The 12,915-nt window shown below is 64.0% G+C and carries 13 protein-coding genes and 2 pseudogenes; 5 read left to right on the top strand and 10 right to left on the bottom strand.

What is annotated here, in order from left to right; all coding sequences use genetic code 11:
* The first annotated feature begins 2 nt into the window (after positions 1 to 2).
* The 3 genes from RFN28_RS32095 (at position 3) to RFN28_RS32085 (ending at position 1,615) form a co-directional block, all read left to right on the top strand.
* On the top strand, positions 3 to 326 hold the full coding sequence (locus tag RFN28_RS32095; RefSeq protein ID WP_320291174.1) for an ArsR/SmtB family transcription factor: 324 nt from the start codon (positions 3 to 5) through the stop codon (positions 324 to 326).
* 224 nt (positions 327 to 550) lie between these two features.
* On the top strand, positions 551 to 1,300 hold the full coding sequence (locus RFN28_RS32090) for a YebC/PmpR family DNA-binding transcriptional regulator (protein WP_320291173.1): 750 nt from the start codon (positions 551 to 553) through the stop codon (positions 1,298 to 1,300).
* Between the two features lie 18 nt (positions 1,301 to 1,318).
* Positions 1,319 to 1,615 carry an Rdx family protein gene (locus tag RFN28_RS32085; RefSeq protein ID WP_320291172.1) on the top strand — a complete coding sequence of 99 codons (297 nt, stop codon included), beginning with the start codon at positions 1,319 to 1,321 and terminating at the stop codon, positions 1,613 to 1,615.
* Between the two features lie 347 nt (positions 1,616 to 1,962).
* On the opposite strand, the gene rpmE is transcribed toward RFN28_RS32085, so the two are convergent.
* Positions 1,963 to 2,184, bottom strand: coding sequence for a 50S ribosomal protein L31 (gene rpmE / locus RFN28_RS32080; protein ID WP_071094974.1), 222 nt, complete (start codon positions 2,182 to 2,184; stop codon positions 1,963 to 1,965).
* Between the two features lie 205 nt (positions 2,185 to 2,389).
* Here rpmE and RFN28_RS32075 point away from each other — a divergent pair, with 205 nt between their 5' ends.
* The gene (locus RFN28_RS32075) at positions 2,390 to 4,192 is read left to right on the top strand and encodes an ABC transporter transmembrane domain-containing protein (RefSeq protein ID WP_320291171.1); all 1,803 of its coding nucleotides are present in this window, start codon (positions 2,390 to 2,392) and stop codon (positions 4,190 to 4,192) included.
* A 56-nt stretch (positions 4,193 to 4,248) separates the two neighbouring features.
* Here the strand turns inward: RFN28_RS32075 and RFN28_RS32070 are convergent, their stop codons facing one another.
* The 4 genes and pseudogenes from RFN28_RS32070 to RFN28_RS32055 all read right to left on the bottom strand — a co-directional run bounded on the left by RFN28_RS32070 (position 4,249) and on the right by RFN28_RS32055 (position 7,939).
* Positions 4,249 to 4,563 carry a hypothetical protein gene (locus RFN28_RS32070; RefSeq protein WP_320291170.1) on the bottom strand — a complete coding sequence of 105 codons (315 nt, stop codon included), beginning with the start codon at positions 4,561 to 4,563 and terminating at the stop codon, positions 4,249 to 4,251.
* Positions 4,564 to 4,601: 38 nt separating this feature from the next.
* The gene (locus tag RFN28_RS32065) at positions 4,602 to 5,531 is read right to left on the bottom strand and encodes a transglutaminase-like domain-containing protein (RefSeq protein ID WP_320291169.1); all 930 of its coding nucleotides are present in this window, start codon (positions 5,529 to 5,531) and stop codon (positions 4,602 to 4,604) included.
* Positions 5,532 to 5,670: 139 nt separating this feature from the next.
* Positions 5,671 to 6,345: pseudogene (locus RFN28_RS34970) on the bottom strand (DUF3857 domain-containing protein); the annotation flags it as partial.
* Between the two features lie 109 nt (positions 6,346 to 6,454).
* Entirely contained in the window at positions 6,455 to 7,939 is a 1,485-nt protein-coding gene (locus RFN28_RS32055; RefSeq protein ID WP_320291167.1) for a carboxypeptidase M32, read from the bottom strand.
* 129 nt (positions 7,940 to 8,068) lie between these two features.
* Between RFN28_RS32055 and RFN28_RS32050 the strand changes: the two are divergent.
* A pseudogene (locus RFN28_RS32050) lies at positions 8,069 to 8,409 on the top strand (DUF1304 domain-containing protein).
* Positions 8,410 to 8,723: 314 nt separating this feature from the next.
* Here the strand turns inward: RFN28_RS32050 and RFN28_RS32045 are convergent.
* From RFN28_RS32045 to RFN28_RS32025, 5 genes are all read right to left on the bottom strand, one after another.
* Entirely contained in the window at positions 8,724 to 9,116 is a 393-nt protein-coding gene (locus RFN28_RS32045) for a hypothetical protein (RefSeq protein ID WP_320291165.1), read from the bottom strand.
* A gap of 261 nt (positions 9,117 to 9,377) precedes the next feature.
* Positions 9,378 to 10,406: a peptidoglycan -binding protein gene (locus RFN28_RS32040; RefSeq protein WP_320291164.1), complete on the bottom strand. Its 1,029-nt coding sequence runs from the start codon at positions 10,404 to 10,406 to the stop codon at positions 9,378 to 9,380.
* Between the two features lies 1 nt (position 10,407).
* The gene (locus RFN28_RS32035) at positions 10,408 to 11,427 is read right to left on the bottom strand and encodes a MotA/TolQ/ExbB proton channel family protein (RefSeq protein ID WP_320291163.1); all 1,020 of its coding nucleotides are present in this window, start codon (positions 11,425 to 11,427) and stop codon (positions 10,408 to 10,410) included.
* Between the two features lie 102 nt (positions 11,428 to 11,529).
* The gene (gene trhA, locus RFN28_RS32030) at positions 11,530 to 12,222 is read right to left on the bottom strand and encodes a PAQR family membrane homeostasis protein TrhA (RefSeq protein WP_320291162.1); all 693 of its coding nucleotides are present in this window, start codon (positions 12,220 to 12,222) and stop codon (positions 11,530 to 11,532) included.
* Between the two features lie 161 nt (positions 12,223 to 12,383).
* A complete protein-coding gene (locus RFN28_RS32025) occupies positions 12,384 to 12,791 on the bottom strand; it encodes an IS5 family transposase (RefSeq protein ID WP_320291193.1) in 408 nt (135 codons plus the stop codon).
* Positions 12,792 to 12,915 lie beyond the last annotated feature (124 nt).

Genomic DNA, 12,915 nt, shown 5'->3' with positions numbered 1-12,915 from the left:
ACATGTCAAGTCACGTCGCAGATGACCATGTTTTCAAGGCCTTGGCGCATCCGCGCCGGCGCGCGTTGCTGGATCGGCTGAAGGACCAGCCGCAGACCACCGGCGCGCTCTGCGAGGCTTTTCCGGACATGGATCGCTGCACGGTGATGATGCATCTGAAGGTGCTCGAAGAGGCCGATCTGGTCGTCGCGAAGCGCGAGGGGCGCGAACGCTGGAACCATCTCAACGCTTTGCCGATCAAGCAGATCCACGACCGCTGGATCAGCCAATATGCCGGCCATGCGATCAGCATCCTCGACCGCCTCAAGTCGGAGCTGGAGGGATGATTCCGTGTTGCAAGGCATTTTCAGCCAGCCCGACCGCCGGGGTCGACGGCGCGGCTGGACGAATTGAGCCGATTTATCTATAAGCCGGCCATTCCGACAGAGAGCGCCGCGTGCCTTCGCAGGCATAGCTCAGACGTTCTGAAAATTTGAATTCGAGCATTTTGCAAAAGGCGCGGTGAATTCACCCGCTTCAGGATGCTCTAGCCGAACACGACAGGGGTGCCATGGCTGGCCATTCGCAGTTCAAGAACATCATGCACCGCAAGGGCCGCCAGGACGCGGTGCGGTCGAAAATGTTTTCTAAGCTGGCGCGCGAAATCACCGTCGCGGCCAAGACCGGAACGCCGGACCCGGCGATGAACCCGCGGCTGCGCCTTGCGGTGCAGAACGCCAAGGCGGTGTCGATGCCGAAGGACAACATCCAGCGCGCCATCAACAAGGCTTCCGCGGGCGATGCCGAAAACTACGAGGCCGTGCGCTATGAAGGCTACGGCCCGGGCGGCGTTGCGCTGATCGTCGAGGTGCTGACCGATAACCGCAACCGCTCGGCCTCGAACGTGCGCGCCGCCTTTACCAAGGCCGGCGGGGCGCTCGGCGAAACCGGCTCGGTGTCCTTCATGTGGGATCGCATCGGCGAGATCTACTATCCGGCCGCGGCCGGCAGCGCCGACAAGGTGATGGAAGCGGCGATCGAGGCCGGCGCGGACGACGTGGAGTCGGACGAGGAAGGCCACACCATCTATTGCAGCTTCGAAAATCTCGGTGACGTGTCGAAGTCGCTCGAAGCCGCGCTCGGCGAGGCGGAATCGGTGAAGCCGATCTGGCGGCCGCAGAACAATGTCCCGGTCGACGAAGAGCGGGCGCAGTCGCTGATGAAGCTGGTCGCCACCCTCGAGGACGATGACGACGTGCAGAGCGTCTACGCCAATTTCGAGGTCGACGACGAGACGATGGCCAAGCTCAGCGCGGCCTGATCGGCTGCGCAATCCGTCATGAACGAGAAGCCGCTTCCGATCATCCGCATCACCTACTGCACGCAGTGCCTGTGGCTGCTGCGTGCCGGCTGGATGGCGCAGGAATTGCTCTCGACCTTCGGCACCGATCTCGGCGAGGTGACGCTGGTGCCGGGCACCGGCGGCATCTTCACCATCACCTGCAACGATGAGCTTATCTGGGAGCGCAAGCGCGACGGCGGCTTTCCGGACGCGGCAAAGCTCAAGCAACTGATCCGCGATGTCATCGACCCGGAGCGCGATCTGGGGCATGTCGACCGCAAGGCGAAGAGCTGAGTTTCGCGCGCGGAGGCTGGGTGGGTAGAGGCGACCCGACCTAGGCGCTTGCCGATGGTCGCATTATCGCGAAAAGTGCGCTGTCACCGAATTTTCCAGTGCGTCTCTGTAGCCAACCAATTGTCGAGGTCGGCGCCGCCCATCATCCGCCTGCCGGCACCTTCTCCCCGTATAGTGACGGGGAGAAGGGATAAGCTCCAGCGTCGGCGCCCCCTCTCCCCGTTCTTCACGGGGAGAGGGTAAGGGTGAGGGGCAGCGCCAACGCTGCGCGATTGCCAGCAGCTTGGTAGGCAAACAAAAAAACCCGCCTCGAGGCGGGTTTTTCAAATGCTACAGGGGTCCCTGGCTTAGAGGCCGAAACCTTCGAAGCGCTTCTTGAACTTCGACAGGCGGCCGCCGCGGTCGACCAGGGTCTGCTGGCCGCCGGTCCAGGCCGGGTGCGTGGTCGGGTCGATGTCGAGGTTCATCGTGTCGCCTTCCTTGCCCCAGGTCGAGCGGGTCAGGTATTCGGTGCCATCGGTCATGACGACCTTGATGGTGTGGTAGTCGGGATGGATATCGGCCTTCATTGTCGTGTTCCTGGCTTGCCGGCGCTGGTGACGGGCCCATGGCCTGCGTCGATGCGCCCCTTTTTAAAACTCGAAGCCGCAGCTAATGAAAAGCCACGGCTTCTAAAACGGTCGGCGAGCCTATACATCAGCCGGAATTGAATCACAAGGCCGCGGCAAGCGCATATTGAGGCGCATTACCGGCAAGCGGCCAGAGGAAACGCTCATGGCGGATATCGGTGTCAGTGGAGACGAGCGCCGGCGCTCGGTCCGGCCGCTCAGGAACCTTTTCCCCTATATCACCCGCTACCGGAAGCTGGCGGTCGGCGCCATCATCTCGCTGATCGTAGCGGCAGTGACCACACTTGCCCTGCCAATGGCGGTGCGGCGCATGATCGACCATGGCTTCCAGGCGGCGAGCTCCACCTTCATTGCCGAGTATTTTGCAGCCCTTGTTCTGATGGCGGCGCTGCTGGCGGCGGCTTCCGCAAGCCGCTACTATTTCGTCATCACGCTCGGCGAGCGCGTCGTCGCCGACATCCGCCGCGATGTCTTTTCCCACGTCACCACGCTCTCGCCGGCTTTTTTCGATCGCGCTCAGTCCGGCGAAATCGTCTCGCGCCTCGCCGCGGATACCACGCAGGTGAAGTCGGCGGTCGGCGCCACGGCATCGGTGGCGCTGCGCAATCTCATCCTCGGCCTCGGCGCCGTGGCGATGATGGTCTTCACCAGCCCAAAATTGTCCGGCCTGGTCATCGCCGCCATCCCGCTGATCGTATTGCCGCTGGTCGCCTTCGGCCGTTCGGTGCGGCGCAAGTCGCGCCTGGCGCAGGACACGCTTGCGGAGGCCACCGCCTACGCCAGCGAGCAGATCGGCGCCGTGCGCACGCTGCAGGCCTTCACCAACGAGAAGCTGGTCACCGGGCGCTTCTCGGCCGCCGTCGAAGCCGCCTTCGAGGCGGCGCGCACGTCGGTCTTCGCCCGCTCTTTCCTCACCTTCTTTGCCATCTTCATGATCTTCTCCTCGGTGGTGGCGGTGCTGTGGTTCGGCTCGCGCGACGTACTTGCCGGCACGATGTCGGCCGGCACGCTCGGGCAGTTCCTGCTCTATTCGGTGTTCGCCGCCGGCGCCCTCGGCGCGCTGTCGGAAGTGTGGAGCGAGCTGTCGCAGGCGGCGGGCGCGGCCGAGCGGCTGACCGAGATCCTCGCCGAGCGGCCTGCCATCCAGCCGCCCCTCGATCCGCAGTCGCTGCCCGCCAAGGCCAAGGGCGCGATCAGCTTCGACGATGTCTCCTTCTCCTATCCGGCGCGGCCGGACCGCGCCGCCGTGCATGGGCTGAGCTTCCAGGTGAAGCCCGGCGAGACGGTGGCGATCGTCGGCCCCTCGGGCGCGGGAAAAAGCACCGTCTTCTCACTGATCCTGCGCTTCTACGATCCGGAGAGCGGACGCGTCGTCATCGACGGCGTCGATCTGCGTCATGCCGATCCGGCCGCCATCCGCGGGCGCATTGCCATCGTGCCGCAGGATGTCACCATCTTCGCGGCAAGCGCGCGCGACAATATCGGCTTCGGCCGGCCGGGTGCCAGCGATGCCGAGATCGAGGCGGCGGCAAAGGCCGCCCTTGCCGACGAATTAATCGTCAAGCTCGAAAAGGGCTATGACAGCCAGGTCGGCGAGCGCGGCGTGACGCTCTCAGGCGGCCAGCGCCAACGCGTGGCGATCGCCCGCGCCATCCTGCGCGACGCGCCGATCCTTTTGCTCGACGAGGCGACCTCGGCGCTCGACGCCGAAAGCGAAACACTGGTGCAGACGGCGCTGGAGCGGCTGATGCGCGGCCGCACCACCGTCGTGATTGCCCACCGGCTGGCGACGGTGCTCAAGGCCGACCGGATCCTCGTCATGGAAGGCGGACGCATCGTCGAGGAAGGCACGCATCAGAGCCTTGTCGCCAAGGGCGGCACCTATGCGCGGCTCGCCAAGCTGCAGTTCGAGAGCGGCGCCAGCGCCTTCAAAGGCGCTGCGGAGTAGGTGGCATTCGCCCTCGCGCGATGCCGAACGGCTGCTGAACTTTTCGGAACTGTCCGCTACCGGCTCCGGCCGTAGGCCATGAACAGCGGCAAGACTATGAACAGGGACAGCAGCACCACGGTGGTGAGGAGCTGGCGGACGGGATTGCCGGGGGTGGCGGCTGGCGGGTCAGCGGCCGCGTCCTGGTAGGTGAAATCGTAGGTCCAGTCGATGTTGTCCGAGACGTCCTTGACCGATTTCAGATAGTCGCCGATCGCCTTGGCCGGAACCTGCGTCGCCAGGGTCTGGAAATTCCACTGCACCTCGAAAGTGGTCGGCGTGTTGCTCCATGACGACTTCAGGGAGAGATAGGGCGTAACGACGCTCTTCATGTCCCCGCCCGAAAACCGTGCCTTCAGGTTGCTCACCGTCACGGTGTGACGGCGATAGACAGGCGATCCGAGCGAGACGGGTCCGACGCGGTCCACCATTGTCGGTGTCGGCAGATCGGTGCCGAGGTCGGCCGCCTTGATCGAAAATTCTTGGCAAGATCGTCGGCGGCGAGCGCCTGTGCCGGGAGCCGGTAGCTCTCCCGCACATTGATGAGGTTGCCGTCGCGATTGTCGAAGATCTCCAGCTTCGCCGCGGTTTCGATGCCAGGGTAGCGCTTGCTGTAATATTTGAGATAGTCGTCGGACAGTTTGCTCACCGATCGGCTGGCGAGCTTGCTGCGCATCCCGTCGGCGTCGGCGCCTTCATAGGTCGAGAGCACCGTCAGCGTCAGATGACCGTCGGGCTTGTCGGGAAAGGAAAAATCCTCGGCGACCTTGATCGTGGGGCTTTTAAGCTCCGGGCTTGGCATCTTCTCCAATTCGCCGTTGCCGAAGACCGGCAAGGCGAAGCCATAATCCGGCTGCGCGACGTTGCTTGCATCTCCGCCCTGCAGGTAGTCGGTGGCGTCGAGCCAATATGTCTTGGTTCCGATCGTCGCCTTGACGATGCCGTGGTCGAAGTTGCGCAGCGCCGGCAGATGCTGGTCCAGCGCCCGCCCCTGATCGAGGTCGGCCAGCGCCACCTGTGCCGAAATGCCCAGCCGCATAAGAGCGGAGGTGAGCAGCAGCGCCTTGTCCTTGCAGTCGCCAAAGCCGCTCTGGATGACCGTCGCCGGATCGCGCGGGATGTACGACCCGGACCCCATCGAGAGGCTGACATAGCGGATCTCGTCCTGAACGAGGCGCATCGCCTGGATCATTCGATCCTCCGGCTGCGGATGCCTGGCTGCGATCTCGTCCAGCTTCGCGGCGAAAGCGGAGGGGAAGGCGGTCGCCGGCTTGTAGTAGGGCTGAACCGCGTCGATCACGCTTTGCCAGCTTGAGGTCGACGAGACGTCGATCGATCCCCAGCCCGGGAACGCCGCCGGGCACGTTCTCCTCGACCTTGACGGGCTTGGGATTGGCAATCTCCCACAGATAGGTCGTGTCCGTTCCCGACGTGGAAATCACGGGTTTGATCCCGGTTCCCCGTGGCTTGATCGCCAGCGGCTGCGCGGCCGGCCATATGATGCTGGTCCGGATCAGTCCCACCGGCTCTTCCCACTCGGTCGAGAAGCTGTAGAAGAACAGACCCTTGCCGACGAGCGGCGTGATCTCGTAGGTCTCGCCATAGTCCACGACGTCGCCGACGCGCACGTCGTCGATATTGACATGGGCGGTCAGCCAGCCGTCATAGATGCCCTTTTCGGCGTCTTTCTCCTGTCGGAATATGTCGAACTTGACGCCGTCCAGGCGGTCGAGCACCACGCCGTCGCGGATGATGCGCAAATGGTTGAGCGTGACCCTGTGCCTCGAGGGATCGAACTGCAGGTCGATGCTGGCGCCCTCCTCAAGGCCGGGGCGGTCGACTATTCTATAGACCGTGCGCGAATAGTCGTCGTAGCCGTGGTCGCGATGGACGATCTGCTCGTCCGCCAGCAGCCATGATATGCCGTTCTTGATCTGGTCGGCCCGCGTCGGATCCGCCGAAGGGATATCGATCAGCGTGACCCAATCTGCGGCCGGTCCCTTCCGGACAATCTCATCCGCCTTTGCAGGAAAGTTCAGGCCGACGAGCAAGATCAAAAAGAGGAAGAGGCTGCAGAAAGACCCGATCCTGCGAAAGCTGCTACCCACCAACATCCAAGCCCACGATGCAAAGAAGTCTCTTTTTTCAGAGTCTTTCCCCGCAAAGTAAAGACCGGCAAGGCAACTTTTGCGCGCCTTGGTCCAGTGAGTTCGAGAAGGCGCGTCAGTCGCCGTAGCGCCTGCGCAGATGTTCGGTGAAATAGGCGGCGTTGAGCTTCTCGCCGGTGGCGCGCTCGAGCAACTCGGGCGTCGACCAGCGCGAGCCATGCGACCAGATCCTTTCGCGGCGCCAGTTGTTGATGGCGCCGAAATCACCTTTGGCAAGATCCTCGTCGGCGGACGGGTGCTCCCTGGTCAAGGCCGCCCATTGCTGCGCCGCCATCATGGCGCCTAGCGTGTAGGACGGGAAATAGCCGAAGGCGGCACCCGGCCAATGCACGTCCTGCATCGGCCCGTCGGCCGGGTTGTCGATGGTCGACAGGCCGAGATAGTCGCGCATCTTGGCGTCCCAGGCCTCGGGCAGGTCGGTGGCCTCCAGCCGGCCGGACACGAGCTCCTGCTCGAGCTCGTAGCGCAGGATAACATGCAGCGGGTAAGTGACTTCGTCGGCATCGACGCGGATCAGGCCGCGCTCGACATGGTGGACATGCGGCAGGATGTCGTCGAGCGACCAGGTTTCGCCGAGATGGTTTTCGACCATCGGCAGCGCCCAGCACCAGAACGCGGGGTTGCGGCCGATCTGCTTCTCGACGAACAGGCTCTGGCTCTCATGCATGGCCATGCCGCGCGCCTTGCCGAGCGGCCAGTGCGACCAGGCTTTCGGCAGGTTCTGCTCATAGAGCGCGTGGCCGGTCTCGTGCAGCACTCCCATCAGCGCCGACAGGAAATCGGAGGTCTTGTAGCGGGTGGTGATGCGCACATCGGTCGGCACGCCGCCGCAGAAGGGATGGTGCGACACCGACAGCGAGCCATGCGTGAGGTCGAAGCCGACCGCCGCCATCATGGCGAGGCCAAGCTCGCGCTGTTTCTCGACGGCGTAGCTGCCGGAGAGCGGCTTCAGCGGATGCTTCGCCAGCCGCGCCTCCTGCGCGGCCAGCGCCTGCGGCACGAAGTCCTTGAGGAAGGCCTTCAGCTCGGCGAACACCGGCGTGATGTCGGCGGCGCGGTTGCCGGGATCATACTGCTCCATCAGCGCGTCATAGGGATCGAGGCCGAGCGCGTCGGCGCGAAGCGTCGCCTCCTCCCGCACCAGCGCCACCACGCCTTCCAGCGCCGGCAGGAAACCCGCCCAGTCGTTCTTGGCGCGCAGGTCGCGCCAGAGCTGCTCGGAGCGCATGCGCGCCGTTGTCTGTCGCTCGACGAATTCGGCCGGCAGGCAGGTGAGGTTGGTGTATTGCCGGCGCATTTCCCTGACCGCCGCCCGCTGCTCGTCGTTCAGCGGCTCGGCTTCGGCTGCGGCGATCCAGTCGCCGATCTCCGGCGCGGTGGCCTGGCGGTGCAGCATGCCGGCCAGCGTCGATGTCGCTTCGGCGCGTTTCTCGCCGCCGCCGACCGCCATGTGGGTCGCCTCATCGGCGCCGAGGATGGCCAGCGCATGTTCCAGCGCTTCAAGCTTGTGGCCGAGTTGGTCGAGTTTCTGGAAGGACATGATCGGTTCCGCACTTTGGACGGCGCGAAAAGATACCAACGCGCGGACATTGGCAACCCCGATGTCCTTGCGGAGTGCAGACCGGGCGTGATCAATATCGTTGGAACGCGGTCGCGTGGAGGGGGAAAGATGGTCGGCAACATCCTGGTCGGGCTGGTGGCGCTGATCCACTTCTACATCGTCTATCTGGAGATGGTGCTGTGGGACACGCCACGCGGCCACAAGGCGTTCAACCTCAAGCCGGATTTTGCCAGCGCCTCTCCAACCAGGGGCTCTATAACGGCTTTCTCGCCGCGGGCCTGATCTGGGGCCTCTATCTCGGCGTCGGCGGGTTCCAGATAAAGGTCTTCTTCCTGCTTTGCGTCGCCATTGCCGGCCTTTACGGCGCCGCGACCGTCGGCCGGAAGATCCTGTTCGTCCAGACGGTGCCCGCGGTGCTCGCCATCGCCGCGCTTTGGCTCGGCTTGTGATCGAAAAAGGACGCCCTTGAGACCAGGTCTCGCGGGCGCCAGATAGTCCTCGACTTCCTACGCCCTAGTGTTGAGCCGGCGAACAAATTCGCGTGAGTTCGCGTGATGTCGGATCAACGTTCGGTGAGCCTCAGTTCAACGCAGGAACTTGCCGCGCACCCGTCCACACCGAACGGATCGAGCGGTTGAAACTTGACGCAGCCGGCAACGACCGGCCGGCACGCCATTCTGGGTAAAATTCCCGACTACGCGACGCCCCGGGCGCCAACAGACGCGCGGGGCCGTCGTCACGGAAGGCGCTGCTATGGATGAATTCACCCGTTCGGATAATATCCGCCGTCCGCGCCATCGCCGATGAGCGGGCTGCTGCCAGTGGCGTTGCGCAGGCTCTGGCTCACGTCATCGAGTTGCGCGACCAACTGCTGGTACTGCGTGGCTGGTATCGAGCCATGTCCCGCGGCAGCTTCCCTTTGGGCGACGCGGCTGATGTGAGCGGCACGCATATGAAGGCTGCGCGCCTCGGCTGGCTTGATCTTGTCCATCTGCCTCGCGGCGGTGATGCCTTGATCAACGCTCTGCGCCTGGTCGATCAGGCCCGCCGTGCGCGGCGTGTAGAAGCCGGCCGATGCGGCATAGGCGCCGGCAAACGGAACGGCGACGACAAGTGCGGCAAGTGCCGCTGTCCTGGGTAGCTTGAAAGAGCGCATGGCTGCGTCTCCTTGTTGCTGGGGAAGGCGGCGCCGGGAGCGACCTGCCTTCCGGCCTGGGCCGTCCGGTTTCCGTCGCGTCGCGATGTGGGAGGCACCGCCGGCGGTCCTCGGCCCTCTAGGGAAACTTAGGAGCGGCACCTGCCAAAGTGGAATTAAAAAACGGTAATCTTTTGCGGCCTTGTCACGCTCGAATCCCGCCCTAAAAGGTCGCACCCAAGCGGGACGGCCGGCCGGCGCGGACGGATTTCGAGTGACCAGTCAGCGTTCGGTGAGCTTCAGTTCAATACGGCGGTTCTTGCTGCGCGCCTCATCCGTATCGGACGGATCGAGCGGCTGAAACTCGCCGAAGCCGGCGGCGACCAGCCGGTTGGCCGGCACGCCGTTCTCGATCAGAAACTTTACCACCGAGGTCGCGCGCGCAGTCGAAAGCTCCCAGTTGTCGCGATAGCGGCCGGTGCCCGACAGGGGCTTGTTGTCGGTGTGGCCGTCGACGCGCAGCACCCAGCTGATCTCGGGCGGGATTTCCTTCTGCAATTCGATGACGGCGTCGGCAAGCTTCTTCATCTCGACCTTGCCGGCATCGTTGATCACGTCGGAGCCGGTGGGAAAAAGCACCTCCGACTGGAAGACGAAGCGGTCGCCGACGATGCGGATGTTCTCACGGTCGGCGAGGATCTCGCGCAGCCGGCCGAAGAAGTCGGAGCGGTAGCGGTTGAGCTCCTGGACGCGCTGCGCCAACGCCACATTCAGGCGGCGACCGAGATCGGCGATCTTGGTGTTGGATTCCTGGTCGCGCTGCTCGGAGACATTGAGCGCGTCCTCGAGTGCGGCGATCTGCTTGCGAAGCGCTGCGATCTGCTGGTTGAGGATCTCGACCTGGCTCAGCGCCTGCTGGCTGATCTGGCGCTGGTTGCTGAGCTCGCCGGATAGCGCTTCCGCCCGCTTGTTGGCTGCGTCGCCGGCGCCGGCGCCCTGCGCCAGCAACTGTTCGAGACGGCCCTTTTCCGCCTGCGCCGCCGACAGCGAAGCCTGCAGGTTGGCGAGCGAATCTTCCTTGTCCTGGCTGTTCGAGCGCTCCAGCGCGAGCAACTGGGTCAATTCGTTGATCTGCGAGTTGAGGCGGTTGAGCACCGTGTCCTTGCCGGAAATCTCGCGGCTGAGCAGGAACTGCGCCAGCACGAAGACGGTGAGCAGGAACATGATGGCGAGCAGCAGCGTCGACAACGCGTCGACGAAGCCCGGCCAGTAGTCGATGCGGCGGTCGGCGCGTCGTCTTGCCAGCGCCACGTCAGTGGACCCCTTGTTTCTTCAGCGCGTCGGCGATCTTTTCCAGCGTGTTGCGCATGGCCTTCTGCTCGTCGGACTGCGCTTCGACCCAGTCGCGCATGATCTGCTGCTCGGAGCGCATGTTCTTGACCAGGCCGGAAATACCGTCGGCGAGATTGGCCATGGCGGTGGCGACGCGCGGGTTGGAGCCACCGCCATTCTCCTGCAGGCTGCGCAGCCGTTCCGACAGCAGGCGGATCTCCTCCGACGGCTCGGCGCGGTGCGTATCGGAGACGACGATGTCGGATGAAAGATCGGTGACCGAGGACAGCCAGTTCTCGAGCTCGGTGTAGAAGCGGGTCTGGGCGCGGCCGGCCTGCAGGTCGAGGAAGCCGAGCACCAGCGAGCCGGAAAGGCCGAACAGCGATGACGAGAAGGCCGTGCCCATGCCGGCGAGCGGCGCCGAGAGCCCCTGCTTCAGCGCTTCGAGCACAGCGGCGGCGTCACCCGTGCCGGGGTCGAGCGCCTCGATGGTCTCGCGGATCGAGGCGATGGTGTTGAGCAGGCCCCAGAAAGTGCCGAGCAGGCCGAGGAACACCAAGAGGCCGACGAGATAGCGCGAGGTGTCGCGGCTTTCGTCGAGGCGGGTGGCGATGGAATCGAGCATGGTGCGCATCGAAGAGGTCGAGAAGGCGATGGTCGACGAGCGGCCGATCATCGCCTTCATCGGTGCCAGCAGCACCGGCTCGGTGGTTTCGGAGCCGGCGCGGAAGGAATTGACCCACCGCACCTCGCGGAACAGCCGGCCAACCTGGATGAAGGCGAGCAGGATGCCGACGACAAGCACGCCGATGATCAGCCCGTTCAGGCCGGGGTTGCTGGAGAAGGCTCTCGAGATCTGGCGGGTGAGGATGGCGGCGATGAAGGCGACGATGATCAGGAAGATCACCATGGTGAGCAGGAAGACCTGCGGGCTGGACAGCTTGTGCGGATCGTAGACCAGGACATCCGAGCGCCTGCCGAAGGATTTGAGAAAAGCCATCCGTGCCCCGTTTCCGATGCCACCGCCGCGAATTTGCGCGACTCTAAACGGAATTGTGACCAAAATGAATGGCGCTTGGCAATATCGCTGTCGCCAGGGAACTCAGAATCGGCTGATGACCAGGCAGTCGACCATGGCGGCCAGATGCAGCCCGGCGCCAGTGACGACGAAGCCATGCCAGACGGCATTGTGGAAACGCAGGCCTTTCCAGGCGAAGAAGATGACGCCGCAGGAATAGACGATGCCGCCGGCGACGAGCAGCACGATCGAGGCGGTCGGCAGCGTCTCGACCAGCGGTCCGGCGAGCACGACGCCGCTCCAGCCGATGGCGAGATAAAAGACGATTGCCAGCCGGTCGTAACGGCCGGGCAGGAACATCTTGATCGCGATGCCCATTGCCGCCGCGGCCCACACCACGACGATCATCGGCAAGGCCAGCGACGAGGCGTGGAGCTGGGCGAGCAACGGGGTGTAGGTGGCGGCGATCAGCAGGTAGATCGCGGCGTGGTCGAAGCGGCGCAATATCCATTTCGCCGGCCACGATATCGGCCAAAGATTGTAGGCCAGCGACACCGAGAGCACGGTGAGCAGCGACACGACATAGAAGACCGCGGCGACGTACTCACCGGGGCCGGAATGGAAAGCGGCGAGCGCCAGGAAGGCGGAGCCGGCCGCGATCGCCAGAACGATGCCCACTGCGTGGACGATGCCATCGGCGATCAACTCGGCGCGCGAATAGTGCCAGCGGCCCACAAAGGGTATTTCGATCTGGGAGCTTGGTTGCGCGTCGTTCATGAATGATCCCGAAGTCCCCAATCTGGGGGATCGCGGATCAGTATTTCAAGCTTCGGTGGCGGTTTTGCGACGACAGCGCAGCGCGTCCTTTCGACGCGCTAGAGGCGCTTCAGCGCGCTCGCGCCGGTGGGCGCGCCTAGGTTGTGGTGAGGATTTAACTTTTACCGCAGCAGGATGTGGATCGCGCCGAGGGTGACGAAGCCAATGAAGTTGGCAAGCAGTTTGTCGTAGCGGGTTGCGGTGCGCCGAAAGTGCTTGAGCTTGTTGAAGAAGCGCTCGTCCAGATTGCGTTCCTTGTAGAGATCCTTGTCGTAGGCATGCGGCCTGCGGCGATTGGGTCGTGGCGGGATGACCGGCTCGGCACCAGCATCCAGAATGGTGTCGTGAAAGTGTTCGGCATCGTAGGCCCGATCGGCGATTACGAATCGGCATGCGATCCCCTTGATCAAGGGGGCACCAAAGAGAACCTCGCCCCGATGGCCCGGGCTGGCAAGGAGGCTGGCAGGATTGCCGAGGCTATCGGTGGCGACGTGCAGCTTAGTGCCTAAGCCGCCCTTGGAGCGGCCCAGTCCCTGGGCATCAGGCCCCCCTCATATGATGAGTTGAAGGTCAAGGGGGTTGTGGCGCCATTTTGTGATCCTTTGTGTTGTCGACGGTATCCAGTTGCGCCCATTGTCAGTACCGGCAGGCCAC

This window comes from Mesorhizobium album (genome assembly GCF_033977205.1).
Classification (GTDB): Bacteria; Pseudomonadota; Alphaproteobacteria; order Rhizobiales; family Rhizobiaceae; genus Mesorhizobium; species Mesorhizobium album.
Note: the sequence above shows the minus strand (reverse complement) of the source record. Positions and strands in the feature narration are given on the sequence as shown.

What these genes read in the sequence shown, in the direction of transcription:
- RFN28_RS32095 (WP_320291174.1), top strand. Translation starts at nt 3, where the DNA reads ATGTCAAGTCACGTCGCAGATGACCATGTTTTCAAGGCCTTGGCGCAT.
- RFN28_RS32090 (WP_320291173.1), top strand. Translation starts at nt 551, where the DNA reads ATGGCTGGCCATTCGCAGTTCAAGAACATCATGCACCGCAAGGGCCGC.
- RFN28_RS32085 (WP_320291172.1), top strand. Translation starts at nt 1,319, where the DNA reads ATGAACGAGAAGCCGCTTCCGATCATCCGCATCACCTACTGCACGCAG.
- rpmE (WP_071094974.1), bottom strand. Translation starts at nt 2,184, where the DNA reads ATGAAGGCCGATATCCATCCCGACTACCACACCATCAAGGTCGTCATG.
- RFN28_RS32075 (WP_320291171.1), top strand. Translation starts at nt 2,390, where the DNA reads ATGGCGGATATCGGTGTCAGTGGAGACGAGCGCCGGCGCTCGGTCCGG.
- RFN28_RS32070 (WP_320291170.1), bottom strand. Translation starts at nt 4,563, where the DNA reads ATGAAGAGCGTCGTTACGCCCTATCTCTCCCTGAAGTCGTCATGGAGC.
- RFN28_RS32055 (WP_320291167.1), bottom strand. Translation starts at nt 7,939, where the DNA reads ATGTCCTTCCAGAAACTCGACCAACTCGGCCACAAGCTTGAAGCGCTG.
- RFN28_RS32045 (WP_320291165.1), bottom strand. Translation starts at nt 9,116, where the DNA reads ATGCGCTCTTTCAAGCTACCCAGGACAGCGGCACTTGCCGCACTTGTC.
- RFN28_RS32035 (WP_320291163.1), bottom strand. Translation starts at nt 11,427, where the DNA reads ATGGCTTTTCTCAAATCCTTCGGCAGGCGCTCGGATGTCCTGGTCTAC.
- trhA (WP_320291162.1), bottom strand. Translation starts at nt 12,222, where the DNA reads ATGAACGACGCGCAACCAAGCTCCCAGATCGAAATACCCTTTGTGGGC.